This window comes from Arthrobacter sp. NicSoilB8 (assembly GCF_019977355.1).
Classification (GTDB): domain Bacteria; phylum Actinomycetota; class Actinomycetes; order Actinomycetales; family Micrococcaceae; genus Arthrobacter.
The window spans coordinates 1415966-1441398 of the sequence record NZ_AP024655.1 but is presented as its reverse complement, the minus strand read 5'-3'; the positions used below and the strand labels follow the sequence as shown (position 1 = coordinate 1441398).

Annotated in this window: 19 protein-coding genes and 1 pseudogene; 14 read left to right on the top strand and 6 right to left on the bottom strand. The window is 68.5% G+C overall.

The window, feature by feature from the left end; translation table 11 throughout:
- Positions 1-8: 8 nt before the first annotated feature.
- Together LDO15_RS06405 and LDO15_RS06400 are read left to right on the top strand one after the other, a co-directional pair.
- Positions 9-1694, top strand: coding sequence for a DUF885 domain-containing protein (locus tag LDO15_RS06405; RefSeq protein WP_223987142.1), 1686 nt, complete (start codon positions 9-11; stop codon positions 1692-1694).
- A 263-nt stretch (positions 1695-1957) separates the two neighbouring features.
- Positions 1958-3421, top strand: a complete 1464-nt coding sequence (locus LDO15_RS06400; protein ID WP_223985156.1) for a dicarboxylate/amino acid:cation symporter — start codon at positions 1958-1960, stop codon at positions 3419-3421.
- Between the two features lie 130 nt (positions 3422-3551).
- Here LDO15_RS06400 and LDO15_RS06395 read toward each other — a convergent pair whose 3' ends face one another.
- A complete protein-coding gene (locus LDO15_RS06395) occupies positions 3552-4121 on the bottom strand; it encodes a Clp protease N-terminal domain-containing protein (protein WP_223985155.1) in 570 nt (189 codons plus the stop codon).
- A 222-nt stretch (positions 4122-4343) separates the two neighbouring features.
- Here LDO15_RS06395 and LDO15_RS06390 point away from each other — a divergent pair, with 222 nt between their 5' ends.
- Both LDO15_RS06390 and LDO15_RS06385 read left to right on the top strand, forming a co-directional pair.
- A complete protein-coding gene (locus LDO15_RS06390; protein ID WP_223985154.1) occupies positions 4344-5015 on the top strand; it encodes a TetR/AcrR family transcriptional regulator in 672 nt (223 codons plus the stop codon).
- Position 5016: 1 nt separating this feature from the next.
- Complete coding sequence (locus LDO15_RS06385) at positions 5017-7572, top strand: MMPL family transporter (RefSeq protein ID WP_223985151.1); 2556 nt, start codon at positions 5017-5019, stop codon at positions 7570-7572.
- Between the two features lie 89 nt (positions 7573-7661).
- Here the strand turns inward: LDO15_RS06385 and LDO15_RS06380 are convergent.
- A pseudogene (locus LDO15_RS06380) lies at positions 7662-8633 on the bottom strand (IS30 family transposase); the annotation flags it as partial.
- Positions 8634-8957: 324 nt separating this feature from the next.
- Between LDO15_RS06380 and LDO15_RS06375 the strand changes: the two are divergent.
- The 3 genes from LDO15_RS06375 to LDO15_RS06365 all read left to right on the top strand — a co-directional run bounded on the left by LDO15_RS06375 (position 8958) and on the right by LDO15_RS06365 (position 12692).
- The gene (locus tag LDO15_RS06375; protein ID WP_223985149.1) at positions 8958-9701 is read left to right on the top strand and encodes a nucleoside triphosphate pyrophosphatase; all 744 of its coding nucleotides are present in this window, start codon (positions 8958-8960) and stop codon (positions 9699-9701) included.
- Positions 9702-9926: 225 nt separating this feature from the next.
- Positions 9927-11741 (top strand): biotin carboxylase N-terminal domain-containing protein, encoded by a 1815-nt coding sequence (locus LDO15_RS06370; protein ID WP_223987140.1) that lies wholly within the window; start codon positions 9927-9929, stop codon positions 11739-11741.
- A gap of 219 nt (positions 11742-11960) precedes the next feature.
- Positions 11961-12692, top strand: a complete 732-nt coding sequence (locus LDO15_RS06365) for a glutamine amidotransferase (protein WP_223985146.1) — start codon at positions 11961-11963, stop codon at positions 12690-12692.
- Positions 12693-12822: 130 nt separating this feature from the next.
- Here the strand turns inward: LDO15_RS06365 and LDO15_RS06360 are convergent, their stop codons facing one another.
- Entirely contained in the window at positions 12823-14235 is a 1413-nt protein-coding gene (locus LDO15_RS06360) for an MFS transporter (protein ID WP_223985144.1), read from the bottom strand.
- A gap of 317 nt (positions 14236-14552) precedes the next feature.
- Between LDO15_RS06360 and LDO15_RS06355 the strand changes: the two genes are divergently transcribed.
- Genes LDO15_RS06355 through LDO15_RS06345 form a run of 3 tightly spaced genes read left to right on the top strand, consistent with a single transcriptional unit; the run spans position 14553 to position 19775 of the window.
- Positions 14553-15944, top strand: a complete 1392-nt coding sequence (locus LDO15_RS06355; protein WP_223987138.1) for an MFS transporter — start codon at positions 14553-14555, stop codon at positions 15942-15944.
- Between the two features lies 1 nt (position 15945).
- Complete coding sequence (locus LDO15_RS06350) at positions 15946-18219, top strand: molybdopterin oxidoreductase family protein (protein ID WP_223985142.1); 2274 nt, start codon at positions 15946-15948, stop codon at positions 18217-18219.
- Positions 18216-19775, top strand: a complete 1560-nt coding sequence (locus LDO15_RS06345; RefSeq protein ID WP_223985140.1) for an FAD-dependent oxidoreductase — start codon at positions 18216-18218, stop codon at positions 19773-19775. The genes LDO15_RS06350 and LDO15_RS06345 overlap by 4 nt, the downstream gene beginning before the upstream one ends.
- A gap of 55 nt (positions 19776-19830) precedes the next feature.
- On the opposite strand, the gene LDO15_RS06340 is transcribed toward LDO15_RS06345, so the two are convergent.
- On the bottom strand, positions 19831-20109 hold the full coding sequence (locus tag LDO15_RS06340; RefSeq protein WP_223985138.1) for a hypothetical protein: 279 nt from the start codon (positions 20107-20109) through the stop codon (positions 19831-19833).
- Positions 20110-20303: 194 nt separating this feature from the next.
- On the opposite strand from LDO15_RS06340, the gene LDO15_RS06335 reads away from it, so the two are divergent.
- The 3 genes from LDO15_RS06335 to LDO15_RS06325 all read left to right on the top strand — a co-directional run bounded on the left by LDO15_RS06335 (position 20304) and on the right by LDO15_RS06325 (position 22471).
- Positions 20304-20930: a hypothetical protein gene (locus LDO15_RS06335; protein ID WP_223985136.1), complete on the top strand. Its 627-nt coding sequence runs from the start codon at positions 20304-20306 to the stop codon at positions 20928-20930.
- 146 nt (positions 20931-21076) lie between these two features.
- On the top strand, positions 21077-21709 hold the full coding sequence (locus LDO15_RS06330; protein WP_223985134.1) for a hypothetical protein: 633 nt from the start codon (positions 21077-21079) through the stop codon (positions 21707-21709).
- 69 nt (positions 21710-21778) lie between these two features.
- On the top strand, positions 21779-22471 hold the full coding sequence (locus LDO15_RS06325) for a hypothetical protein (RefSeq protein ID WP_223985131.1): 693 nt from the start codon (positions 21779-21781) through the stop codon (positions 22469-22471).
- Between the two features lie 34 nt (positions 22472-22505).
- Here the strand turns inward: LDO15_RS06325 and LDO15_RS06320 are convergent, their stop codons facing one another.
- Positions 22506-23048 carry a flavodoxin domain-containing protein gene (locus tag LDO15_RS06320; RefSeq protein WP_223985128.1) on the bottom strand — a complete coding sequence of 181 codons (543 nt, stop codon included), beginning with the start codon at positions 23046-23048 and terminating at the stop codon, positions 22506-22508.
- Between the two features lie 237 nt (positions 23049-23285).
- On the opposite strand from LDO15_RS06320, the gene LDO15_RS06315 reads away from it, so the two are divergent.
- The gene (locus LDO15_RS06315; RefSeq protein WP_223985125.1) at positions 23286-24743 is read left to right on the top strand and encodes a benzaldehyde dehydrogenase; all 1458 of its coding nucleotides are present in this window, start codon (positions 23286-23288) and stop codon (positions 24741-24743) included.
- Here the strand turns inward: LDO15_RS06315 and LDO15_RS06310 are convergent.
- Complete coding sequence (locus tag LDO15_RS06310) at positions 24740-25432, bottom strand: hypothetical protein (protein ID WP_223985123.1); 693 nt, start codon at positions 25430-25432, stop codon at positions 24740-24742. The two genes, LDO15_RS06315 and LDO15_RS06310, sit on opposite strands and share 4 nt — an antisense overlap.
- Position 25433 lies beyond the last annotated feature (1 nt).

Here is a 25433-nt window from a genome sequence, read left to right as displayed (position 1 = left end):
CCGAAACCATCGCTTCAGACAACACTGCCCCCGCACGCCAGCAGACAGCCATTGACGCCGTCGCCGACGCCTACACGGACACCCTCATCCGGCTCAACCCGAGCTTCGCCACCGAGCTCGGCCTGCCCGGGCACGAGACCGAATACCAGGATTTCTCCCCCGCCGGGCACGCCGAACACGCGGCCGCCACGCGGGAGGCACTCGCGGCGCTGGATGGTCTGGAGCCGGTGGACGACGTCGACGCCGTCACCCTCGACGCGATGCGCGAGCGGCTGGGGCTGCAGCTGGAAATCCACGAATCGGGCTGGGACACGGCCGATCTGAACAACATCGCATCCCCGTCCCAGGACATCCGCGCGATTTTCGACCTCATGCCGACGGACACGGCCGAGCATTGGGAGCACATCGCCGGCCGGGCTAAGAATGTCCCCGGCGCGGTCGACGGCTACATCGAGTCGCTGCGCTCGGCGATGCAGGACGGCAGGGTGGCCGCCGCCCGCCAGGTGTCAATCGTGATCGAGCAGGCCACCAAGCACGCCGCGGACGACGGCTTCTTCGCCAAGCTCGCCGCCGGCGCCAAGACCGCGGACGGCGCGCTGTCGCCCGACCTGCAGTCCGCGCTCGACGCCGGTGCTGCCGCCGCGCGCGTGGCCTACGCCCGGCTCGCGGGGTTCCTCGAGTCCGAGCTCCTGCCCGTTGCCCCGGCCAAGGACGCCGTGGGCCGCAGCCGCTACGCCCTGGCGTCCCGTTCCTTCCTCGGCGCCACGGTGGACCTGGAGGAGACTTACGCGTGGGGCGTGCACGAGCTCGACCGCCTCATCGCCGAACAGGAACGCGTGGCCGGGGAAATCCGGCCCGGCGCCACCATCGAGGAAGCCAAGGAGATCCTGAACAACGATCCCGCCCGCCAGCTCAAGGGCACCGACGCCCTCCAGGCCTGGATGCAGGAACTCTCCGACCGGGCCGTCGCCGACCTCGCGGGCGTGCACTTCGAGATCCCTGACGTCATGAAGACCCTGGAGTGCAGGATCGCCCCGACCGATGAGGGCGGCATCTATTACACCGGCCCCTCGGATGACTTCAGCCGCCCGGGCCGCATGTGGTGGTCCGTGCCGCCGGGCGAGGATACCTTCACCACCTGGGCCGAGACCACCACGGTCTACCACGAGGGCGTCCCGGGCCACCACCTGCAGGTAGCGACCGCCACCTACCGCCGCGAACTGCTCAACAAGTGGCGCCGGAACGTCTGCTGGACCTCCGGGCACGGCGAAGGCTGGGCCCTCTATGCCGAGAAGCTGATGCAGGAACTGGGCTACCTCAACGATCCGGGCGACCACATGGGCATGCTGGACATGCAGCGCATGCGGGCTGCCCGCGTGGTGTTCGACATCGGCGTCCATCTGGAGCTGGAGGTGCCCGAGCGTTGGGGGTCGGGCACCTGGACTCCGGACAAGGGGTACGGGTTCCTCAAGCAGAACCTCGCGATCAGCGAAGGCCAGCTGAACTTCGAGTTCACGCGCTACCTCGGCTGGCCGGGCCAGGCACCGTCCTACAAGGTGGGCCAGCGGCTCTGGGAGCAGATCCGGGCCGAGCTCGAATCCCGCCCCGCGTTTGATCTCAAGGCGTTCCACACGAAGGCGCTGAACATCGGCTCGGTCGGCCTCGACACCCTCAAGCGCGCGCTGCTGGGGTAGGGCGGCTCCCGGGGAGACCTGCCGTCCTCGGGCCGACGGCGAGTGTGCAGTTCGCGGCAATGTTTTCGAAAACGACTGCCGCGAACTGCCGCCTCGACGCAGCACCGGGAGACAATCGCCACATTCTGCCCGGGAATAACTTCACAAACGGGTGGTCTTCCGGCGTATTTCCGGGGATGAAGCGGCCGGACCCTAAAACAGGCCGCGTAACATTTCTCAACATCCGTTCGCCGTGCTATGGATTCCGGTCCTAGCGTGTTCCGGTGACCTCTCAGACAAGCACCCCCGCACCCGCTGGAAAGACCCGGTTCCGGCTGCCCACATGGGCCGGCTCGTTCGGCTTCCAGATCATCGCCGCCCTGATCGTGGGCCTCGGACTTGGCCTCCTCGCCAAATACACGGGCAGCACCAAGGCAAACCCCAACGCCCTCGGCACCACGCTGCAGACCATCGGCTCGAGCTATGTCTCGCTGCTGCAGACCGCTGTCGTCCCCCTGATCTTCACCGCCGTCGTCAGTTCGATCTCCAACCTGCGCGCGGTCTCCAACGCCGCCCGGCTGGCCTGGAACACGCTGCTCTGGTTCGCCATCACGTCCCTGATCGCCGTGCTGATCGGGATCGGGCTCGGCGTGCTGCTGCAGCCCGGAGCCGGCACCGGCATCAGCCAGGAAGCCAAATACGCCGGCAAGTCCGGTGACTGGTGGGCCTTCCTGACCGGTCTGTTCCCCAAGAACTTCCTCGGCCTGGGAGCGACGACGACCGTCACCGACGGCGTCGCAACCACCGCGGTGAGCTTCAACGTGCTCCAGATCCTGGTGATCGCGATCGCCGTCGGTATCGCCGCCCTCAAAGTGGGCAAGGCCGCCGAGCCGTTCCTGAACCTCAACGCCTCCGCCCTGGCCGTCATCCAGAAAGTCCTCTGGTGGATCATCCGGATCGCGCCGCTCGGCACCGTCGGCCTGATCGGCAACGCCGTGGCCGTCTACGGCTGGGACACCATCGGCTCCCTGGGCAAGTTCACCGTCGCGATCTATGTGGGCCTGGCCCTCGTGCTGTTCGTGGTCTACCCGGTCCTGGTCCGCGCCCACGGGCTGTCCGTCAGGCAGTACTTCTCCGGCGTCTGGCCTGCGGTGCAGCTGGCGTTCGTCTCCCGCTCCTCGGTGGGCACCCTGCCGCTGACCCAGCGCGTGACCGAACGCAGCCTGGGCGTCCCCCGCGCCTACGCCTCGTTCGCCGTGCCGCTGGGCGCCACCACCAAGATGGACGGCTGCGCCGCGATCTACCCGGCGATCTCGGCGATCTTCGTCGCCCAGTTCTTCGGCATCCAGCTTGATTTCACCCAGTACCTGCTGATCGCCCTCGTCTCCGTGCTCGGCTCGGCCGCCACCGCCGGCACCACCGGCGCCGTCGTGATGCTGACCCTGACGCTGTCCACGCTGGGACTGCCGCTGGCCGGCGTCGGGCTGCTGCTGGCGATCGACCCGATCCTGGACATGGGCCGCACCGCGGTCAACGTGGCCGGGCAGGCCCTGATCCCCACCATCGTGGCCAAGCGCCAGGGCATCCTCGACGAGTCGCTGTACAACGCGCCGCGGAACGGCGACCCGTTCAGCGACGAAGAGTTCACCGATGAAGAGTTCAGCGACGACGACGCGACCGCCGTCGACCGCTCCGCCGCCGCAGCTCCCGGACGGGAAGAGCGCGAACTCGCGGACGCGACGGCCTAGCCACCGAACCCAACGTCTGACGGAAGCGTCTTACAGGAAGCGCTGATGTGGAGAAGTCCCCGGGGAGCAGTTCACTGCTCCCCGGGGACTTCTCCCGTGTCACCGACGCCGGAACGTCCCCGCGCGGGCATTAACGCCCGCCGATCACACCCTTTTCCGCCGCCTTGGTGACGGCATCCGCCTCCGCCTGGGTCAGGACGCCGTCCTTGACGGCCCGGTCCAGCCGGGGCTTCAGCGCTGCGGCATGGTTGGCCTGCTCCGAGGTGCGCAGCTCCTCGAGGGCCGCGGTGACCTTGGCCTCGTCGATGCCGAGCGATTTCGCCAGGGAAGCGGCCAGGGCCTTCTCCATGGCGGCGCGGTCCGGTTTCTGTCCTTCGGCCGGCGGCGCTGCCGGCCTATTGGCGTCCCGGAAGGCCTTCAGCGCGTCGGAGACCTTGGCCTCGTCGACGCCCAGCTTGGCGGCAAGTTCCTTGGCACGGGCACCGAACTCCGCACCTCCGTGGCCGTGCCGGCCGCCGCGCATGCCGTGGCCGTCGGCGAAGGTGCCGCCCGGGGCGGCGGAAGTGGGCCCGGTGGAAGTGGGCGTCGGGGTGGGGGTCGGCGTCGTCGTGGCAGAGGCCATCCCGGCGACGCCGATCCCGGCCCCAAGAGCCACCGCCGCGGCCCCAAGGCTGAGTGCGATTCTGGTTGTGCGTGACATGTGTGTCTCCTGGGTCTGCCGTGCCGTGACGGCGCTTGAGGCTGCTGGTTCTTCCGGGGAAGTCTGCTCCACGACCATTTCCAGTCTGCACCTGCCCCAGCAGAGATAGCTGTTTCCCAGCTTTCACTTTCCTGTGAATCCCGCCGTGATGCCGCTGCCGCGGGGCCCCAGGGATGGAATAAATACTTGCCCAGAGTGCAAACATGCACGTAGTGTAAGCGCGTGGCCTCACCATCATCTTCTTCCCGCGAACCGAACCGGCGCGAACTAAACAAGGCGGCCACCCGGCAGGCCATCACGGACGCCGCCCTGGACCTGCTCAGGACCCGGGGCCCCGGAAACTTCACGGTGGAGGACATTGCCGAGGCCGCCGGGATATCGCGCCGCACGTTCTTCAACTACTTCGGCAGCACCGAGGCAGCACTGGCCTCGGTGACGTTCGGGTTCCTGGACACGGCACTTCAGCAGTTCCGGCTCCGGCCGGCCGAGGAGCCAATCCTGGAGTCGGCCCGTGCGGCCCTCGTTGAATTGGCCGATCCCATGACCGTGGCACCGGTGGCCGAAATCTACAGCCTGGGCCAGGCCAATCCCCAGCTCAGCCGCTCCGAGCTGGAAGCCTGGGACCACTGCACCGCACAGATCATCGAGGCCGCCCGCGAGCGCTTCGCCCGGCGCGCCGGCGGCGAGATCGACGAGCTGTATCTCCGCGCCCTCGCGGGCTCCATCATCTCCTGCGGCAAGGCGGCCATGGACGTGTGGTTCGCCCGCTGCGGCGGCGACCTCAGCCCGGCGTCCTTGTCCATCCTGCGCCAGCTTCTCATCGACTCCATGAGCCTCCTCGGCTCCGGCTTCGCTTCCCGCTCTCCCTCCGCCCCTTCCCCAGATCGGCACTGACATGGCCCTATTGCTCTACCGTCTCGGCAAGTTCTCCTACCGTCACCGCTGGCTCGTCATCTCCCTCTGGCTCGCCGTCATGGTGGCCGTCGGCGGCGCAGCGGCGGCTTTCCACGGCACCATGTCCAACAACTTCCAGATCCCCGGCACCGAGACCCAGCAGATGGCGGACAAGCTCAAGCAGGAGCTGCCCAAGTCCTCCGGCGGGTCGGCCGGCATCGTGTTCGAGTCCACGGACGGCCCGTTCACCCAGGCCGGCAGGGACGCCGTCTCGGCCGCACTGGCCAAGCTGAAGGCCCTCCCCGACGTTCAGGGCACGGTGGACCCGTTCGCCACCCAGGCCCAGCTGGACAAGGCCGTCACGGATCTTGCCGCCGGGGAGCAGCAGGCCTCCGCGGGAAAGGAGCAGCTGGATGCGTCGGCCGCCCGGCTGGCGGCAGGGAAGGCCCAGCTGGACGCCGCCGAGCAGCAGATGATCGCGGCAGGCATGCCCCCGGCGGCCATCGATGCCCGGCTCGGCCAGCAGAAGGCCGCCCTGGCCGCGGGCCAGGAAAAGCTCGACGCCGGGACCACGGAACTCGAGGCCGGCGCGGCAAAGCTCGCGCTCGCCAAGCGCCAGCTTGAGGCCTCGCAGGGTATGCGGTTCGTTTCCGAGGACGGCACCGCGGCGATCGCCCAGGTCCAGTTCAAGTCCTCCATCAACGGGCTGGCCCCCGCCGTGCGCCAGCAGGTCCAGGACATCGCCCACGAAGTCTCATCAGCCGGCGTGACCGCCCTGGCCAGCAAGGAAATCACCGAGGACGTCTCCGAGCTGTTCGGCATCTCCGAGATCCTCGGCATCGCGATCGCGGCCCTGGTGCTCATCGTCATGCTGGGAACGCTGATCGCCGCCGGGCTTCCCCTGCTGATGGCCGTCGTGGGCGTGGCAGTGGGCGTCGGGGGCACCTTCGCCCTCAGCGGCGCCGTCGACATGAGTTCCATCTCCCCGATGCTGGCCCTGATGCTGGGCCTCGCGGTCGGCATCGACTATTCGCTTTTCATCGTCAACCGGCACCGCGGCCAGCTGCTGGCCGGCATGGACGGGGAGGAATCGGTGGCCCTGGCCACCGGCACGTCCGGCAACGCCGTGCTGTTCGCGGGGCTGACGGTCATCATCGCCCTCGCGGCCCTCGTCATTCCGGGCCTTCCCTTCCTGGCGGTCATGGGCCTGTCGGCCGCCGCGACTGTGGCAGTCGCCGTCGTCGTCGCCCTGACCCTCACCCCTGCCGTGCTGTCCCTCATCGGCCCCAGGCTCATTTCCCGGCGCGCCTGGGCCAAGGCGGAGACGCACAACGCCGCCCCGGGCCACGAGACCGAGGACCGCGCCCGCGATGAACGCCGCAGCACCCGCGGCTGGGGCGGCCTCGTCACGCGGCACCCGGTCCTGGCGCTGCTGGCCGGCGTCCTGCTGCTGGGCATCGTGGCGCTTCCCGCCAGCCAGCTGCGGCTCGCACTGCCCGACGGCGGGTCCGAGCCCGTGGAGTCGCAGGCGTTCAAGGCCTATGACGTCACCGGCCGCAGCTTCGGCGAAGGCATGACAGGCCCGATCGTGGTGGTCGGCGACCTCCCCGCCGGCCTGAGCGACGCCGAGGCCGCGGCCAAGCAGCTCGACGTCGCCGATATCCTCCGCGGCACGGCCAACGTCACCGCCGCCGTCCCGGTTGCCCTGAGCGAGGACCGCCGCACCGCCGTGTTCCAGGTCATTCCCAAGGAGGGCCCGGCCAGCGCCAGCACCGTCAAGGTGGTCTCCGAGCTCCGGGCCGAAAAGGGCCAGATCAAGGATTCGACCGGCGTCAGCATCGGCCTCACAGGACAGACGGCCGGTAACGTCGACGTCTCCACGAAGCTCGGCGACGCCCTTCCCCCATACCTGGCCATCGTCGTCGGGCTCTCGCTGATTCTGCTCCTGCTCGTGTTCCGCTCGATCGTGGTACCGCTGCTGGCCACGGGCGGCTTCCTGCTCTCGCTCGCGGCCGCCTTCGGCGCCGTCGTCGCCGTCTACCAGTGGGGCTGGCTGGGGAACGTGTTCGGGGTCGAAAACCCGGGTGCGGTGCTGAGCTTCCTGCCCATCATCCTGATCGGCGTGCTGTTCGGCCTGGCCATGGACTACCAGGTGTTCATTACCTCGGGCATGCGCGAGTCCTTCATGCACGGCGAATCGGCCAAGCATGCGGTCCGCACCGGCTTCAGCCATGCCGCGTCCGTGGTGACCGCCGCGGCCATCATCATGGTCAGCGTGTTCTCCGGCTTCATCTTCTCGCACCTGAACATGGTCCGGCCGCTGGGCTTCGCGATGGCGTTCGGTGTGCTGGTGGACGCGTTCGTGGTCCGCATGACGATCGTCCCGGCCGTGATGTACCTGCTCGGCGACAAGGCATGGTGGCTGCCCGGGTGGCTGAACCGGATCCTGCCGGACGTCGACGTCGAGGGCGCCAAGCTCCGCCAGCCGGCACGCGCCCGGGTGAACGCAGCGGAGGCCTCGCCCGAAGCCGAGCCCGAAGAAGTCGCCTCCCGCTGACGTTCACCGCCTCCCGCACAAGCAACGCGGGGTCACCTGGCGCCCATTAATCCCCGGGCAAAGTCAATCAGTGGTAGCAACGCGGGGGGTTAGGCTGCGTGCAGCAGCTGGTTCAGCCGGTTGGCTGGGGTTTCCAGGTTCAGGGTGGGCCGGGGCCGGCGGTTGAGTTTCGCGGCGACCTGCCGGAGGTCCTCCGGGGTGTGAACGGAGAGGTCCGTGCCTTTCTCGAACCAGAACCGCAGGAGCCGGTTGGTGTTCTCGTTGGTCCCGCGCTGCCAGGGCGAGTGCGGGTCGCAGAAGTAGAGCGTGGTGTCCAGGGCGGTTTGGATCCGGGCGTACTCGGCCAGTTCCGTGCCGCGGTCCCAGGTGATTGAGCGGCGCAGGTGTTCCGGGAGGCTGGCCATCTCCCGGATCATCGCGGCAGCGACGGTGTCGGCGGTATGGTCCCCGGGAAGGTGGAGGAGGATCGTGAACCGGGTCGAGCGTTCCACCAGGGTGCCGATCGCGGTCCCGTCGGAGCCGATGATGAGATCACCTTCCCAGTGGCCCGGGACGGCCCGGTCCTGGACCTCGGCCGGGCGCTCACTGATCTTGAACGCTTCCTTGTAGGGGCTGTTCTTGGTCCGGTCCGCGGCGTGGGGAACCCGTTGCTTCCGCTTCAAGCTGAGCTTCTCGGCCAGATCTGCCCGCAGACTTCCGCGGGATTGGACGTATAACGCCTGGTAGATCGTTTCGTGGCTCACCTGCATAGTCTGATCGTCGGGGAAGTAGAAGGCCAACATCGCCGAGATCAGTTTCGGGCTCCACCCGTCATCCATCCACACCCCGATCAGCCGGCAGAGCGTCTCGTCCCCGGCCAGCTTCAGCGGTTTGGGCCGGCGCCGGCCCTGATGGGCCTTCGTGTGGGCGACCGAGGCGTAATACACCCCGTCCGCGCTGGTGTTCCGGTTCACTTCCCGCCAGACCACCGACTTGTCCCGGCCAATGGCCTCGCCAATTGCGGCGTAGCTGAGCCCGCTGCGCCGGCCCATCTGGATCATCCCCCGCTCAGCCAGATTCAACGCCCGGCCCCCCGGACCTTCCACCGTCGGTGCCGGATCCGCAAGACCGCCGACCGCCCCCATGTTCACAGCCATCATCTGGCCAGACTGCGCCCACCACCGCCTTCCGGTCCCATGCATGACCCCGACACGCCGGGCCGCGGCGACTATCGACATCCCACCGCACACCATGTCAACGAAGTCGGTGCGGGTATTCGGAGGAAACAACTTGACCATAAAACGCTCCATCGATCAGAGCGTTGCTACGACCATATGACTTTGCCCGTGACTTATGGGCGCTAAGTGACCCCGCGTTGCTTTGTTGGGGTGGATTAGGCTGGAACCGTGACCCGCCTGATTCTTGCCTCCCAGTCCCCCGCCCGCACCAAGCTGCTCAGCCACGCCGGAATCCGGCACGAGGTCCTCGTCTCGGACGTGGACGAGGACGCCGTCCAGGCCCGCTACGGCGTGACGGACCCGCATGACACCGCCCTCCTGCTGGCCCGGGCCAAGGCCGAGGCCGTCGCCTCGCTGCCCGAGGCGGACGGCGCCATCGTGATCGGCTGCGATTCGGTCTTCGAGTTCGACGGCGAGGCCCACGGCAAGCCCTACACGGCGGACGTCGCCCGCGAGCGCATGCTCCGCATGAGCGGCAGCATGGGCATCCTGCACACCGGCCACTGGCTCGTGGACTGCCGCGACACCGACGCCGGCGGCGTCACCAGCACCGGCGGCGTCACCAGCAACGACGGCGCCACCGACGGCGCCACCAACGACGACGGCGGCGTCACCGCGCGCGGTTCCGGCGCCACGCTCGGTTCGGTGTCCTCCGCCGAGGTGCACTTCATGGAGATGAGCGCCGCGGAAATCGAGACCTACATCGCCACGGGCGAGCCGCTCCAGTGCGCCGGCTCCTTCACGATCGACGGCTACGGCGGGGCGTTCATCCGCAAGGTCGACGGCGATCCCCACACCGTCGTCGGGCTCTCCATCTCGACGCTTCGCGCGCTGCTCGGCCAGGCAAATGTGGGCATCACGGAACTCTGGACCGCCGGCGCCGTGGACCCGGCGGACGTCAGGGCAGAGTAGAAGCAAAGCGGGAGCAGACGTGAGAGCAAACGGAAAGCCGGGAGAGCGCCAAGCCGGGGGCGAAGTGAGCCAATTCGCCGCTCTTTGTGGCAACCCTACAAAGGAGGGGCCGTTTACGCGCGGAATCCGCAAGTAATATCGGCGGAACCCTCAAAACCGCGCTAGGCTCCCTGAAGGAAAGAAGGAGACGCCTTGTCAGCAAATTCGGAGCAGTCCGCAACCACCGTGCCGGGATCGACGCAGTCACTTGCAACCGCAGGCACCCGCCCGCTCAGCAAGGTGCTGATCGCCAACCGCGGAGAAATTGCGGTGCGGATCATCCGCGCCGCCCGCGATGAAGGCATCGCCTCGGTGGCCGTCTACGCGGACCCCGACCGCGACGCGCTGCACGCCCGGCTCGCCGACGAGGCCTACGCGCTGGGCGGCAACACCGCCGCGGAGTCCTACCTGGTGATGGACAAGATCATCGACGCCGCCCGCCAGTCCGGTGCGGACGCCATCCACCCCGGCTACGGCTTCCTGGCCGAGAACGCCGAATTCGCCGCCAAGGTGATCGACGCCGGCATCACCTGGATCGGGCCCTCCCCCGAGGCGATTTCCGCCCTCGGCGACAAGGTCCAGGCCCGCCACATCGCGGAGAAGGTCGGCGCCCCCCAGGTCCCCGGCACCGCCGACCCTGTGGAGTCCGCCGAGGAAATCCTCGACTTCGTGGACAAGTTCGGCCTTCCTGTTGCCATCAAGGCGGCCTTCGGCGGCGGCGGACGCGGCATCAAGGTGGCCCGCACCCGCGAGGAGATCCCCGAACTCTTCGAGTCCGCCGTGCGCGAGGCCACCGCAGCCTTCGGCCGCGGCGAATGCTTCATCGAGCGTTTCCTGGATGCCCCGCGCCACGTTGAGACCCAGTGCCTCGCCGACGCCCACGGCAACGTCGTGGTGGTCTCCACCCGCGACTGCTCGCTCCAGCGCCGCAACCAGAAGCTCGTTGAGGAGGCCCCGGCCCCCTTCCTCACGGAAGAGCAGAACCGGCGCCTCTACGAATCGTCCAAGGCCATCCTCAAGGAGGCCGGCTACCTCGGCGCCGGCACCTGCGAATTCCTCGTCGGCCAGGACGGCACCATCTCCTTCCTCGAGGTCAACACCCGCCTTCAGGTGGAGCACTGCGTCTCCGAGGAGGTCACCGGGATCGACCTCGTCCGCGAACAGTTCCGGCTGGCCCGCGGCGAAGAGCTCGGCTACGGCGACCCGGAAGTCCGCGGCCACTCCATCGAATTCCGCATCACCGGCGAGGACCCGGGCCGGAACTTCATGCCCGCCCCCGGCACCATCACCACGCTCAAGAACCCCACCGGCCCCGGCGTCCGCATCGATTCCGGCGTGGAGCAGGGCGATGTCATCAGCGGCAACTTCGACTCCATGCTCTCCAAACTGATCGTCACCGGCGCCACCCGCGCCCAGGCCCTGGAGCGGTCCCGGCGCGCGCTGGAGGAAATGGTGGTCGAAGGCATCCCCACGGTCATCCCGTTCGGCCTCGCGGTTGTTTCGAATCCGGACTTCGCACCGGCCGAGGGCCCCTTCAAGGTCCACACCCGCTGGATCGAGACGGCCTTTGTCAACGACATTCCCGCCTGGACCCCCACCGGCACCGAGGCTGAAGCGACCGACGGCGGCGACCGCCAGCGCGTCGTCGTCGAGGTCGGCGGCAAGCGCCTGGAAGTGGTGCTGCCGGCGTCCCTGGGCTCGGTCAGCACCGCCGGCGGCGGCAAGCCGGCCAAGGCCAAGAAGCGCGCCCGCAGCGGCGGCGCAACAGTCGCCGCGAGCGGCAACGCGCTGACCTCCCCCATGCAGGGAACCATCGTGAAGGTCGCCGTGGCGGAAGGTGACACCGTCTCCGAAGGCGATCTCGTCGTCGTGCTGGAAGCGATGAAGATGGAACAGCCGCTCACCGCGCACCGCGCCGGCATCGTGATCGGCCTCTCTGCCTCGGCCGGCGAGACCGTATCCGCCGGCGCCATCATCGCCATGATCGAGGACGGCGACTAGCAGGACGCAGCGCAAGCAAAACGCAGCGAGCGGTCTGCCCCCGCGGGCAGGCCACGGCAACGACGAAGACCAGGACCGGGAACAGGACCGGGAACAGGACCGGGAACAGGACCGGGAACAGGACCGGGAACAGGACCGGGACCGGGACCGCGACCATGACACCGCCGGTCACGGGCGCGCCTATGGCGCCCCCGTGACCGGCCGGTGGAAACTTGGTGTGTGAAGCCATTTCTGCTCCTCGCCTCGCGCGCGGAAGACACCGCCGCCGAGGACGAATACCGTGCCTATCTTCGCTACGCCGGCCTCCAGCCGGATCAACTGCACCGCATCCGGATGGAAGCCGCCCCGCTGCCCGAGCTGGAGCTCTCCCGCTTTTCGGGCGTCATTGTGGGAGGCAGCCCCTTCACCTCCAGCGACCCGGCCGAGCACAAAACGGCCACCCAGCAACGGGTGGAGCGCGAACTCTCGAGGCTGCTGGACAGGATCGTGGCCGAGGACTTTCCGTTCCTCGGCGCCTGCTACGGCGTCGGGACGCTCGGGCTGCACCAGGGTGCCGTGATCGACCGGACCTACGGTGAAGGGCTCGGCGGCGTGGCCATCAAGCTGACGGCGGAGGGGCTGCAGGATCCGATCCTGCGCGGACTGCCGGAGAGCTTCGTCGCCTTCACGGGCCACAAGGAGGCCTGCACCGTCCTGCCTTCCCACGCGGTGCTCCTGGCCAGCTCGGCGGCCTGCCCGGTGCACATGTTCCGGATCAAGACCAACCTGTATGCCACGCAGTTCCACCCGGAGCTCGACGCCGAAGGGCTCGTCACGAGGATCGACATCTACCGCCACGCCGGCTACTTCCCGCCCGAATCGGCCGAAATGCTGATGGCCGATGCGCGGCAGTTCACCGCGACGGAACCGATGAAGATCCTCAGGAACTTCGTGGAGCGCTACGCGGGCTGACGGCACCGACTGGCAGGACATGCCCCAACAGAGTCCCCCGCGGCGATCGCGGGAGAACCCGGCAGAAAAGGCCGCGAAAAAGCCCGGCGCGTTCACCGAACACGCCGGGCTTTTGGGTTGGTGGCGGACCCTAGGCCACGTTGTTCTCGTAGTCGAGGTCCCGGGTTTCCTTGCTGACAAACAGGGCGATCAGCGTCAGCACGGCCATGGCGGCGAGGTAGACGCCCACCAGCACGGTGCTGCCCCCGGCCAGTTCCCAGAGCCAGACGGCGATGAAGGGAGCCACGGCTGCACCGAGGATGGACGAGACGTTGTAGCTGATGGCGGAGCCGGTGTACCGGACGTTGGTCGGGAACAGCTCCGGCAGGAGCGCACCCATGGGGCCGAATGTCAGGCCCATAAGCGAGAAGCCGATGACCAGCAGCGCCATGGTGCCGACGAACCCGGCGCTGAACAGCGGAACGAACAGCAGGCCGAAGGCGAGGATGCCGAACGTCACGGCGATCAGCATCTTGCGGCGGCCGAACTTCTCGGCCAGCGGACCGGACACCAGGGTGAAGATGCCGAAGAACACGACGCCGGCGATCAGCATCCAGAGGAAGTCGTTCCGGGAGTAGCCCAGGCCCGGGACGAACGCTGCGGCAGCGGCCTCGGTCATCGGCTTGCCGGCCTTTTCGGCCGCGGCCTTCGCCGTATCCAGGCTGGAGGCCCGGGTGCCGTAGGTCAGTGTGAACGTGGTCATGAGGTAGAAGAGCACGTACGTGGCGAGCATGATGAACGTGCCCAGGATCAGCGGGCGCCAGCTGGTCTTGAAGACCCGTGCCAGCGGCAGCTTGGCGACCTCTTTGGATTCGAGGACCTTGGTGAAGGCGGGGGTTTCGATCAGTTTGAGCCGGACGTAGAGGCCGATGATCACCATGACGGCGCTGGCCAGGAACGGCACGCGCCAGCCCCACTCCATGAAGGCCTCCGGCGTCAGGGTGTAGCTGAAGACCAGGAAGATCACGTTGGCGATGATGAAGCCGATCGGCGCGCCGAGCTGCGGGAACGTGCCGTAGATGGCGCGCTTGTTCGCCGGGGCGTTTTCGGTGGCGAGCAGGGCCGCGCCGCTCCATTCGCCGCCGAGCGCAAGGCCCTGGGCGAAGCGCATCACGACGAGCAGGGCCGGTGCCCAGAAGGTCCAGCCGGGAACGGTCGCCGTCGGCAGGCACCCGATCAGGAAGGTGGCAATACCCATCGTCAGCAGCGAGGCCACGAGGGTGCCCTTGCGGCCGAACTTGTCACCGAAGTGGCCAAAGACGATCGAGCCGAGCGGGCGGGCGATGAACGCGACGCCAAACACGGCGAAAGAGCTCAGGAGCTGGGTGGTCTCGTTTTGCCCCGGGAAAAACAGCTTCGGGAAAACCAGCACGGCAGCGGTGGCGTACACGTAGAAGTCATAGAACTCGACGGTGGTGCCGATCAGGCTGGCGACTATCACGCGGCCGCGCGAGTTCACCTGCTTGGCGGACCCATGCTCCGCGGAGGTTGCAGTGGATGACATGTAGTAGCGCTTTCATGAAGACCGGACGGATAGTCCCCAAAAGCCCGTTGCCCGGGCCGCCCGGTAAGGATTCGTATATGTCTGATAATAGTTCCCAGCGTCCAGTCAATGGACAAATGGTCCACTATTTGGACCCCGTGTCGTTGTCTCACGTGGTGGTCGTCACAGCATTTCTCACACCGTCATAAATGCCCCGATAGGCAAAAGTCACAGCGCGTTAATAAACCGCGACCGTCCCTGAAACGCGAGATCCCTACCTTTGAAGGACAACACCCCCCAAGGAGGTCTCCCAAGTGACTGCTGAACGCACCGCCGAAATCGGCACTGCAGATGCCGGCGCCGCCCGCACTGCCGACACCCTTACCCTTGACCACCGGCCCGGCCGCTGGATCGCCAACTGGGACGCAGAAAACAAGGAGCAGTGGGAATCGGCGGGCCGCGCGATTGCCCGGCGCAACCTGAACTGGTCCATCTTCGCGGAGTTCCTGGGCTTCGTGGTCTGGCAGCTCTGGTCGATTGTGGTGGTCCAGCTTCCCTCCGCCGGCTTCAAGTTCTCCACCAACGAGATCTTCTGGCTGATCTCCATGCCGAGCCTCGTGGGCGCCACGCTGCGGATCCCCTACACCTTCATGGTGCCGCGCTTCGGAGGCCGTAACTGGACCATCGTCTCGGCACTGTTGCTGCTGATCCCCACGATCGGCCTGGGACTGTGCGTGGCCAACCCGGCCACCCCGTTCGGCGTCATGCTGTTCGTCGCGGCGCTGGCCGGATTCGGCGGCGGCAACTTCGCCAGCTCGATGGCGAACATCACCTTCTTCTACCCCGCACGGGAAAAGGGCTGGGCCCTGGGCCTGAACGCCGCCGGCGGCAACCTCGGTGCCGCCGTCGCACAGCTGGCCGTCCCGATCGCCATCACCCTGCTGGCAGCGGGCACCGTGAACCTGCCCGTCGCGGGCTTCATGTGGGTTCCGCTGATCCTGCTCGCGGCGTTCGGCGCCTGGAAGTACATGAACAACCTCACCAGCGCCAAGGGTGACGTCGCAGGCTCGCTGGCCGCGCTGAAGGAACCGCACCTGTGGATCATGGCGCTGCTGTACATCGGCACCTTCGGCTCCTTCATCGGCTTCGCCGGCGTCTTCCCCAAGCTCATCAAGGACTACTTCCCGGCGTTCTCCTCCATCTCCGTCGGCGCCGTGGCCCTGTCCCTGGCCTTCCTCGGCCCGCTGGTCGGCTCCCTGGCCCGCCCCTTCGGCGGACGCATGGCGGACCGGATGGGCGGGGCCCGCATGACCGTCGCCGCCTTTGCCGCCATGGCCGTCATCACCCTGACCATGCTCTGGACCCTGCCGCTGAAGAACTTCTGGCTCTTCCTGGTCCTGTTCCTCTTCCTCTTCACCGCCAGCGGCTTCGGGAACGGCGCCACCTACCGCATGATCCCGATCATTTTCGCCACGTCCAGCCGGGCCGCCCGCTCCGGGGCCAGCACGCTCACCACCCAGCGGCTCGCGTCCTCGGCCCTCGGCCTGATCTCGGCCATCGGCGCCTACGGCGGATTCATCATCCCCCAGGTCCTGAACGCCTCCAACACCGCCAGCGGCTCCTACACCTCTGCGTTCTACGGATTCGTCGGGGCCTACGTCCTGATGCTGGCCGTCTGCTGGTTCTGCTACATCCGCAACGCCAACCGAAACGCGATGGGACACGTCTAACATGACCACCGGCGCCGACACGCACTGCCCCTACTGCGCCCTGCAGTGCGCCATGACGCTCACATCTCCAGCGGCTCTGACCCCGGCTTCCCAGCCGGGGTCAGACCCCGTACACGCGGCGCCGGCACCCGCCGTCGGCCTGCCGGTCTTGACGGTCACGGGACGGGACTTCCCGACGAACCGCGGCGGCCTGTGCCGCAAGGGCTGGACCTCCGCCGCGCTGCTGGACCACCCGGGCCGCGTCACGGAACCCCTGCTCAAAGACGCCGACGGCGTCCACCGCCCGGTCAGCTGGGACGAGGCCCTCATGCGGATCGTCTCCGCCGTGAAGCGGACCCGCGTCGAGCACGGGGCGGACGCCGTCGGGGTGTTCGGCGGCGGCGGCCTCACCAATGAGAAGGCCTACCAGCTGGGCAAGTTCGCCAGGCTGGCGCTGGGCACCTCCCGGATCGACTACAACGGACGGTTCTGCATGTCCTCGGCGGCCGCGGCCGGCATGCGCGCCTTCGGACTGGACCGCGGGCTCCCGTTCCCGCTGGCGGACCTCGACGCCGCCAGTACCATCCTGATGCTCGGCTCCAACGTTGCCGAGACCATGCCGCCCTTCGTCCAGCACCTCCAGGGTGCGCGCGACGCCGGCGGCCTGATCGTCGTCGACCCCCGGCGCTCCGCCACCGCCGCATTTACCTCCGACGGCGGCGGCCTGCACCTGCAGCCGCTGCCGGGCACCGACCTCGCCCTGCTCCTGGGCATCTCCCACGCGGTGATCCACGAGGGCCTCGCCGACGCCGGGTACATCGCGGAACGGACCACCGGATACGACGCCGTGGTCCGCAGCGTCGGAAGCTTCTGGCCCGAACGGGTTCAGTCGATCACCGGCGTCCCCGCCGGACTGATCCGGGACACTGCCCGGCGGCTGGCCGACGGCGCCCGCAAGGGCGGCAGCTACATCCTCACCGGCCGCGGCGTCGAACAGCACGTCGACGGCACCGATACCGCCACCGCCGCCATCAATCTCGCCCTGCTGCTGGGCCTGCCGGGCTCCGCGCGCAGCGGCTACGGCACGCTCACCGGACAGGGCAACGGCCAGGGCGGCCGCGAGCACGGCCAGAAGGCCGACCAGCTCCCCGGCTACCGGAAGATCACCGATCCCGCCGCCCGTGCCTACATGGCCAAGGTCTGGGGCGTGCCTGAAACCCTGATCCCCGGCCCCGGCCTCCCCGCCGTCGAACTCCTCAAGTCCCTGGGACAGCCCGACGGCGTCCGGTGCCTCTTCGTGCACGGCGCCAATGTGGCGGTGTCCGCCCCGGATGCGAACGCCGTGATCGCGGGCCTGCGCAGCCTGGACTTCCTCGTGGTGTGCGACTTCTTCCTCTCCGAGACCGCCGCCGAGGCGGACCTGGTCCTGCCGGTCACGCAGTGGGCCGAGGAGGAAGGAACCCTCACGAACCTCGAGGGCCGCGTGCTCCGCCGCCGCCGGGCCCTCACTCCCCCGCCCGGGGTCCGCAGCGAGCTGTGGATCATGACCCGGCTGGCCGAGCTCCTGCACGCGCCCTCCACCTTCAGCGAGGATCCGGAAACCGTGTTCGAGGAGCTCCGGCTCGCATCCTCCGGCGGCCTGGCCGACTACTCCGGCATCGACTACGCCATGCTGGACCGCGGCGAGGCCGCCTACTGGCCCTACCCCGCCGGAAGCACCGGCACCCCGCGGCTCTTCCTGGAGTCCTTCGCCCACGCGGACGGCCGGGCTGTGTTAACGCCCGTCTCGCCCCGGCGTCGCACGCCATCTGCCGCCGCGGCCCGCGCCGGCGCTGATCGTGTCGAAGCGGACCGCGGCGCAAAGCCGATGACCCTCATCACCGGCCGCCTCATGGAGCACTACCAGTCCGGGGCGCAGACCCGCCGGGTGGCCGCGCTGGCCGAAGCCCAGCCGGAGGCGAGGCTGCAGCTGCACCCCGCCGCGGCCGCCGCCCAGGGCATTGCCGACGGCGACTTCGTCTTTATTTCCAACGAGCGCGGCGAGGTCAGCTGCCGTGCCGAACTCAGCACGGACATCCGCCCGGAGACGGTGTTCCTGCCGTTCCACTTCCCGGAACTCGAAAGCGCCAACCGGCTCACCGAGGCGGCCACCGACCCCATTTCCGGGATGCCCGAATTCAAGACCAGCAAAGTGTGGATCCGCCCGGCGGTGTCCGGAGACGCTGTCTCCGGCGGCGCAGCCGGCAATCACAGCGGTGTGCAAGCCCGCGTCCTTCAAGCAGAGGAGACCTCATGACTGAGCGGATTGTGGTGGTGGGCTTCGGGCCCGTCGCCGCGAGGTTGATCGACGAGCTGCTGCCCGCCGTACGGAGCGGCCTCGCGCACCTGACGGTGGTCGGCGAAGAGTCCGAAGCGGCGTACAACCGCGTCCTGGTGGCCGATCTCGGCGTCGGCCGCACGTCAGCGGCCGCCCTGGCGCTCGCCGATGCCGCCGCACTGGTGGCCGACGGCGTCGATGTCCGGCTGGGCGTGCGCGTCCGCCGCGTGGACCGCGCCCGGCAGCAGGTCCTGTTGAGCGACGGCACCTCCGCCGGCTACGAGCGGCTCGTCTTCGCCACCGGCTCCCGCCCGGTGATCCCCAACCTCACCGGGCTCAACCCGGACCCGGCAGCCCCCGTGCTCCCGCCGGGCGTGACCGCCCTGCGCGATCTCCGCGACGCGTCCGTGCTCCACTCGGCGGTGGCGGGCGGCAAGCGGGTCGTGGTCCTGGGCGGCGGCGTGCTGGGCCTCGAGACCGCCCTCGCCGCGGCCGAGGAAGGCGCCACCGTCACCGTGGTGCACAACGGCCCGCATCCCCTGGGCCGGAACATCGACCGCGGCGGCGGCGCCGTGCTCGCGGCTTCCCTGCGGAACTGCGGCGTGCGGGTGGCCGGCAACGCCCGCTCCGTCGGCGTGGAACACAACGCGCCCGACGGCGGATTCTCCGCCCTGCTGCTTGATGACGGTTCGGCGATCGACGGCGACCTCCTGGTCCTCTCCTGCGGTGTCCGGCCGCGGACCGAACTGGCCGAAGGCTGCGGGCTCTCCACCGGAGCCGGGATCCTGGTGGACCACAAGCTCCGCGCCCACCACGAGCCGCACATCTTTGCCATTGGCGACTGCGCCGAGGTCCGCTGCCCGGACCCCGAGTGCGTCGAGTGCCGGACCGCCCGCGGCCCGTCCGGGCTGGTTGGTCCGGGCTGGCGGCAGGCCGAATGGCTCGCCGACTACCTGACCCTGTTGGCGTCCGGCGCCGACGCGCAGGCCGAGGCACTGCCGGCGCTGCCGGCGGAACTGCCGGGCGTGATCGTGCTCAAGGCCCGCGGCATGAACATGGCCGTGGCCGGCGATGTGTCCGCCGAGCCGTGGGACGAGGAAGCCCTGACCGCCGGCGCGGTGAACGGCCGGGCCCGGCTGCAGATCGCCCAGTGGGCCGATCCCGAGCACGGCCGCTACGTGAAGATGACCACCCGCGCCGGCGTCCTGGAAGGCCTCGTGGCCGTGGGCATGCCCCGCACCTCCGCCGAGCTGGTGCAGCTGTTCGAACGCGGCGCCGAACTCCCCGCGGACCGGTCGCTGCTGCTGCGCCTGGACGGCCCGGACCAGGCCGCCGCCGCGGGGGCCGTGGACCCGTCGCGGACCGTCTGCCGGTGTGCCGGTGTCAGCGGGACGGCCATTGCCTCTGCTGTTGCGGAGGGCTGCGGGACGGTGCCCGAGGTATCCGCGGCCACCCGTGCCGGCACGGGCTGCGGCGGCTGCCACGACGACATCAAGGGGATCATCGAGGCCCACTTTCAGGGGGCCGTTGCTTGACGAGGTGCCGTTGCCTGACGACGTGCCGTGATGTGCCCCGTTGCGTGCCCGCTGCCTATGCCGCCTCGCGGGCCGAGCGGTGATGCGACTTCCGCAGCGCGCGGCGGAGCTTGTGGGAGATCGCGCCCACAGGGGCGCCGTCGGCGAACATCAGCTGCTGCTGGCGTGTCCAGCCCAAGGCCAGGAATGCCAGCTCAATGAGGGTCTGGTCCTCCACCTCGAGCGGGCGGCTATCCAGTCCCGCGGCGTACAGGAGATCGTCCTTGTATTCGCGGTAGAACTGCTGGTTGAGTGCCGTCCGATCTTCGTCGGCCGAGGCTGCGTCCCGGCTCATTGCTTGCTCCTGTTCAACTGCGCGTCTTTGGAGGGTACGCCTGCCAACGGCGCCGGACACGGGCCTTTCGGCACTAAAGAGAATCCCGGCGGCTCACCTCTGCGTTCTCCGTCACGTCCGACATGTGTGCGGACCGGCCGGGAAGCGCGCCCGCCGGCGGTAAGCTCGTCGGCAGAAACCACGGAGGAACCACCATGACTGAAACTGCCGCCGGCCAGCGCAATGCCGCCTGGGATGAGCTCGCCGACCGGGAAGACCGCATCCGGAGCCTGCGCCACCTCGCCGATGACGAGCTGCGCGCGAAGCTGCTCGACACGCTCCGGGAGGAAGAAGCCGCCGTAGGCCACTGGCTGGATGCGGGAGACTGCTTCGTGATGTCCGGGGCCGGGAGCGTCCACCTGCCGATTTGTCCCAGCATGTCCGCGTTCATCGACCGCGGCAAAGCCTGGGCGCCCTACCTTGATGATCTGGAGCGGGTGCGGGACTGGCACGGCAGCGACAACGTCCCTCCGATGCCGGCGCTGCTGACCCGTGCCGACGTTGAAGCCATGAGCGCCTATAAGGCGTGCCCTGTCTGCGCCCCGGCCCTGGACCACAGGGATAAGCGGGCCGGCGCCAAAGGCTGGACCGTCCTGAAGGCGGGCAGCCTGGACCGCAGGCACCTCGGCACTGCCTTCAGCCTGCCGGACGGCAGCGAAATCGGCGCCCTGGCGAAGATCACCACGGTCCATACACTGGCGGGGACGGACTTCCGGGCGGAGTTCGACGGCCTCGGCTCCCCCATCACCGGTCCGGCCACGGAGCTCATGTACCGGAACTGACGCACCGGAGCTGGATGGGAGCGGAGTCCGACCACCCGCCGCGCTGCCGGCTCCGGCGCAACGAAGCGGGCCTTTCTCCCCTTGGCACCGCCACAGGGGCGGCGATGCAATGAACGTAGGCTCCGTTCGTCAGCAGGAGGCATCCCATGAACGTTCCGGTTATTCTGGCGCTTGGCGCGATCATTGTGTTCGCCATCGTCATCATCATGACGCGCGAGAAAGATCCGCAGCAGCGGGCCACGGTACTGCTGCGGACCGGTGCAGTCATCATGGCCGTGTTCACGGTTCTCGCGGGAATCGTGATCGTCGGCGACGCAGTGCAGGACCCCGGCGGGACTGCAGCGCTGCTGATGACACTCGCCTGGGTGGTGCCGATGCTCATCCTCGCGGCCGCTGCCTGGTTCTGGCCGGCCCCCACTGCTCCCCTGCTGCTCGCCCTGTCCTCTGCCTTCATCGCGGCCTGCGTCTGGCTGGCGTTCGACCCCGCGGCCCTGCGCACTTTCATCAGTGACAACGGACCCGTGATCGCAGTCAGCGTCGTTGCCCTGGCGTTCCCGGCCGCCGTGCTCGGCCTGAAACGCACCGCACTGGGCGGCTGGCTGCTCGTCGCCTTGGGTGTGCTGCCGCTCCTGATCACGTTGATCGCACGGTCCGGCCCCGTCGGATCGCTTACCGCGGCAAGTGTCGTGCCCCTGATCGCGGGAATCAGCTACGTCGCCGCCGCCCGGATGGCCCACGGCAGCCCCGCATCCGGGGGACAACGGGCGGCCGCCGCCTGAAAACCCGCCCGTTACCCGGGGCGCGTAACGCGAATCGGGCCGGAAACAAACGGCAGGTAGCATCGGGGCATGAGCGCCGACGACGACGACATCACCGAAGAACTGCTGGCCGACGCCGGGAAACTCACCGGACTAAGCCTGGAACTGCTGGGCCTTGATCCGCACCCGGATGACATGACGGCCGAGCAGCGGCTCCAGTTTGATCCCGACGACCTGGCCGAAATGGCCGCCGTCGCACCGGTTGACCGTCGGAAAGCCGTGAGCCAGACGCGCCTGCTGGCCGGCCTCCTGTGGAACTCGTCGAGCATCCTCATCGATCAGTTGTTCCGCGATCTCGGCACGCTCAGCGCGCTGGACATTGTCTCTCCGGCCGACATCGCCGGGACCTCGGTCTTGTCCTCGTTGCCGCCGCAGTTCGCCGCCAGCTACGACGCGAAATTCACCCAGAAGTTCATCGTCGTCGCCGCGGACGTCACCGCATGCCTGGTCCGTGGCTGGACCGCCCCCGGCTGCCTCGCCGCGGAACTCGCCGTCCGCTGCCTGCTCGACCAGGCGGAAATCACCGAGGACATCTACGAGCTGGACCTGCCGGACGACTGGCGGGCCGACGTCGAGGAAGTCCTGCTGGAGGATGCTGACAGTGAAGCGCTGTACTCCGAGAACCTCGACGTTCTCGAGGACGATGCTGACAAGCTGGGCTTTGATCAGTGGTTCAAACCCTTCGCCCCCGGTGACACGGTTCCGCCCTACGCGTGCTCGTGAGCGCAAACCTGCCGCGACCTGCCTTTGAGACTTACTACTGGCCTGCCGGCTGGGCCAACCACGCCAGGTAGTCCTCGGTGAAGCGCTGGACGCCGTCCCACTCGGTATAGACGTAGTCACGCGTGGTGTCGGTGTCCTGGGAGCCCTTGTCGCTGGCGATCTTCTTCATCAGGTGTTTCTTGATGAACCCGTAGTGGGTATAGAGCAGAGCACCGGCGAACAACCCGACGTGTGTGGGCCGCCACCCCGTGTCCTCTTCAAACTTCTCGACGTAGCCCTCGGCGTTTTCCTCATCCCCGTGGGCGGCCAAGCTGACCGAAACCAGTGCGGAGCGCAATCTTTCGAGCTCGCCGCGGTTCTTCTTCACGAAGTCCTTGACGTGCCCCTCGTGCTTGCCCATGTGAACCGACGCCGCCACGATCACGCCGTCGTAGCCGCCCGGAAGGGTTTCGCCGGAATGTTTGAGGTCCGCCGTGTCTGCCTGATGCCCGTGCGCCCGGATCAGCTCGGCGATGTAATCGGCAATCTGGGCTGTCTGTCCTTCAACGGTCCCGTAAGGGATATAGATCTTGGCCATGTTCCATGGTGTTGGCACCCGGCCGGGAAGCGATACGGCCGAAGGTCCCCCGGATCCCCTCACGCCTCCGGCCCTTGAACACCGCGCCCTTGAACACCGCGCCCTTCAACACCGTGCCCTTGAACACCGTGCCCTTGACGACGGCGGCCCGCCGACATGAGATGGACCCAGGCCCGGTCCGGTTCTCATGCGGCCGGCGGGTACGCAAGCAAGAGTCCACGACGAAAGGACGCCCCCATGTCCCTGCTCGATTCCGCCCTGTGGGAGGGCAAGATCCATCTCAACGGCTGGCGGCCCGGCGGCGGCGGGACCGGCGACGCCGTCGAACCCGCCACCGGGGAAACCCTGGGCCACTATGGCGTGGCCTCGGTGGAGGATGTCCGCGAGGCCGCCGCCGTGGCGGCGACAGCGCAAAAGGAGTGGGCCGCCCGCAACCCGGAGGACCGCGCCGCCGTGCTGCGCCGCGCGGGGCAGCTCTGGGAGGAGCATGGGCCGGAAATCCAGGAGTGGATCGTCCGGGAATCCGGCGGTATCCCGCCCAAAGCCGGCTTGGAAACCCACATCGCGGCCAACCAATGCTACGACGCCTCGGCCCTGCCCGCCCTCCCGGCCGGGGACGTGCTGACCTCGAACGAGAACCGCTGGTCCTTCGCCCGGCGCCGCCCCGTCGGGGTGGTCTCGGTGATCGCGCCCTTCAACTTCCCGCTTATCCTCTCCATCCGCGCCGTCGCCCCGGCGCTGGCCCTTGGCAACGCCGTGCTGCTCAAACCTGACCCGCGGACGGCGGTCTGTGGCGGCGTCACCCTGGTCCGGGTGTTCGAAGAGGCGGGGCTTCCGCCCGGCCTGCTGTCCCTGCTTCCGGGCGGCGCCGAGATTGGTGCCGCCGTCGTCGAAGCTCCCGAGGTCCGCGTCGTCGCCTTCACGGGGTCGACGGCGGCGGGCCGCAAAGTGGGCGAGGCCGCCGGCCGGCTGCTCAAGCGAGCCCACCTGGAACTCGGCGGGAACAACGCGATGATCGTGCTGCCCGGCGTCGATCTCCCCAAGGCTGTCTCCGCCGCCGCGTTTGGCTCCTTCATGCACCAGGGCCAGATCTGTATGGCGTCCGGCCGGCACATCGTGCATGAGGACATTTACGAGGACTACGTCAGCGCCCTCGCGGAAAAGGCCCGCCATCTGCCGGTGGGCGATCCCAAGAGCGGAACGGTGGCGCTGGGCCCGGTGATCGACGGGAAGCAGCTCCACCGGGTCGACACGATCGTCCAGGACGCGGTGCAGGGCGGCGCGCGGCTGGCAGCAGGCGGCAGCCACGACGGCCGCTTCTACCGGCCCACCGTGCTCGCCGACCTCGATCTCGCCAGCCCGGCATGGAAGGACGAAATCTTCGGGCCCGTTGCCCCGGTGATGAAGTTCTCCACCGTGGACGAGGCTGTGGCCCTGGCCAACGACAACGAGTACGGGCTCTCGATCGGGATCCTCGGCGACGTGGGCATGGCCATGACGATCGCCGACCGGCTCGACTCCGGCAAAGTCCACATCAACGAACAGACCGTGTCCGACGAGGCCAACTCGCCCTTCGGCGGGGTCAAGAACTCGGGCAACGGCTCGCGGATCGGCGGCCATCACGCCAACATGGAGTCCTTCACGGAGATCCAGTGGCTGACCATGCGGCCGGACATCGCACCCTACCCGTTCTAGGATTTGAACACGGAGGAACCGACCATAAAGATGCCGCGCTGGGGGATCCAGAAGTCCCCCAGCCGGTCCTGGCGGGGAAGGGCCGCGGCCTGCCCCAGGCTGTGCCCCGACAGGCGTGCCGTGCTTTCGCGGACAAACCAGATCCGCCGCGGGCGCGCCCCGAAGCTTTGGCCGTTGGGCACCCTGCCCGTCAACCCGATGCGCCCCGCCCCCAGCGCCGGGCCGGCGGCAGCCCCCAGGGCGCGCAGGAACACCCGGCTGCGCCACAGCCGCTCCGGAACAGCACCGGACACTGCGGACATGACCCGGGTGACCGGCGTCGCCGCCAGCGTCAGGTCCCAGCTCAGGTCCACCCCGTCCCCGACCTCCACGCTGAAGGAGTAGCCGTCGCGCCAGCGGATCGAGATGCCGCCCGTCGACGCCGCTCCCAGGGCGCTGCCGAAGTAGCGGGGGCAGGAGGACCCGGGGTCCGTGGTGCTGTGCATCGTCCAGACACCGGCAGGGTCACGGATCCAGACCGAGCTGTAGCCCGGGCCGACGGAGGAGGCAGGAAAATGCCGCAGGGCCAGGATGTAACCGGAGCTGAACGGAACGCCCATCACGCCGTAGCCGGCAAAGCTTTCCTCCGCGCCGGCGGGCAGCACGGGGTTCTGTTCCACCGAGTCAACAACGGTGCGGGGACTCTGCATG

Bases quoted from the DNA above. Each gene is read 5' to 3' on its own strand.
- LDO15_RS06345 (WP_223985140.1), top strand. From the start codon at position 18,216: ATGACTGAGCGGATTGTGGTGGTGGGCTTCGGGCCCGTCGCCGCGAGG.
- LDO15_RS06325 (WP_223985131.1), top strand. From the start codon at position 21,779: ATGAGCGCCGACGACGACGACATCACCGAAGAACTGCTGGCCGACGCC.
- LDO15_RS06335 (WP_223985136.1), top strand. From the start codon at position 20,304: ATGACTGAAACTGCCGCCGGCCAGCGCAATGCCGCCTGGGATGAGCTC.
- LDO15_RS06385 (WP_223985151.1), top strand. From the start codon at position 5,017: ATGGCCCTATTGCTCTACCGTCTCGGCAAGTTCTCCTACCGTCACCGC.
- LDO15_RS06360 (WP_223985144.1), bottom strand. From the start codon at position 14,235: ATGTCATCCACTGCAACCTCCGCGGAGCATGGGTCCGCCAAGCAGGTG.
- LDO15_RS06310 (WP_223985123.1), bottom strand. From the start codon at position 25,432: ATGCAGAGTCCCCGCACCGTTGTTGACTCGGTGGAACAGAACCCCGTG.
- LDO15_RS06350 (WP_223985142.1), top strand. From the start codon at position 15,946: ATGACCACCGGCGCCGACACGCACTGCCCCTACTGCGCCCTGCAGTGC.
- LDO15_RS06330 (WP_223985134.1), top strand. From the start codon at position 21,077: ATGAACGTTCCGGTTATTCTGGCGCTTGGCGCGATCATTGTGTTCGCC.
- LDO15_RS06320 (WP_223985128.1), bottom strand. From the start codon at position 23,048: ATGGCCAAGATCTATATCCCTTACGGGACCGTTGAAGGACAGACAGCC.
- LDO15_RS06340 (WP_223985138.1), bottom strand. From the start codon at position 20,109: ATGAGCCGGGACGCAGCCTCGGCCGACGAAGATCGGACGGCACTCAAC.
- LDO15_RS06315 (WP_223985125.1), top strand. From the start codon at position 23,286: ATGTCCCTGCTCGATTCCGCCCTGTGGGAGGGCAAGATCCATCTCAAC.
- LDO15_RS06395 (WP_223985155.1), bottom strand. From the start codon at position 4,121: ATGTCACGCACAACCAGAATCGCACTCAGCCTTGGGGCCGCGGCGGTG.